This is a genomic window from Luteimonas sp. FCS-9, from assembly GCF_001014645.1.
Taxonomy (GTDB): domain Bacteria; phylum Pseudomonadota; class Gammaproteobacteria; order Xanthomonadales; family Xanthomonadaceae; genus Luteimonas.
The window spans coordinates 1-915 of sequence record NZ_LASZ01000055.1 but is presented as its reverse complement, the minus strand read 5'-3'; the positions used below and the strand labels follow the sequence as shown (position 1 = coordinate 915).

Genomic DNA, 915 nt, shown 5'->3' with positions numbered 1-915 from the left:
CTGGAGGTGCTGGGCCATGCGATGCCAGCCGTCAGCACCGTGCATGCCGTCCTGCGCCGCCACGGTCTGATCTCGCCTGCCGCCTCCCAGGCAGCCCAGCCTTGGCAGCGCTTCGAGCACCCGGCGCCCAACGATCTGTGGCAGATGGACTTCAAGGGCTATGTCCCGATGCATCGGGGCCGATGTCATCCGCTGACCGTACTCGATGACCATTCCCGCTACGCCTTGGTCCTGCAGGCCTGCGGCGAGGAGACGCGCGATACCGTCATCGGGCACCTGACCACGGCCTTCCGGCGCTACGGCGTGCCGCTGCGGATGACCATGGACAACGGCGCGCCCTGGGGCACCGATGGCGCCCACTACACCCGACTCGATCTATGGCTGATGCGGCAAGGAATCCGCGTCGGCCATTCGCGGCCGTTTCATCCACAGACACAAGGCAAGGACGAACGCTTCCACCGCACGCTGAAGGTCGAAGTGCTGCAGCACACGCCCCTGATCGACCTCGCCCAGGCGCAACGCGCTTTCGATGGCTGGCGGGCCATCTACAACCAGCAGCGCCCACACGAGGCGCTGGGGATGGGCGTGCCGGTCGATCGCTATCGCCCTAGCGCACGGGACTACGTCGAGCATCCGGCACCGCCTGAATACGGCAACAGGGACGAGGTGCGGCTCGTGCACGAACATGGCCGCATCGCCTGGCGAGGGCAGAACTGGAAGGTGGGCAAGGCGTTCGTGGGCGAGCGTGTGGCGATCCGCCCAACTCTGGAGGACGGACGCTACGAGGTGTACTGGAGCACGTGTCGAGTGGCCAGGATCGACCTGGCCACCGGGCAAGTGAACGCGGGGCGCGCCCTCGCATGACCCGTCCACCATGTCTCCGAACAGGTGTCCACCTTGTCTCCGGTCTGTACA

1 protein-coding gene is annotated in these 915 nt (G+C 66.4%); it reads left to right on the top strand.

The genetic code is table 11. The features are described from left to right. On the top strand, positions 1-864 hold an 864-nt coding region (locus WQ56_RS17470), incomplete at its 5' end, for an IS481 family transposase (protein ID WP_047138405.1). Between the last annotated feature and the right edge of the window lie 51 nt (positions 865-915).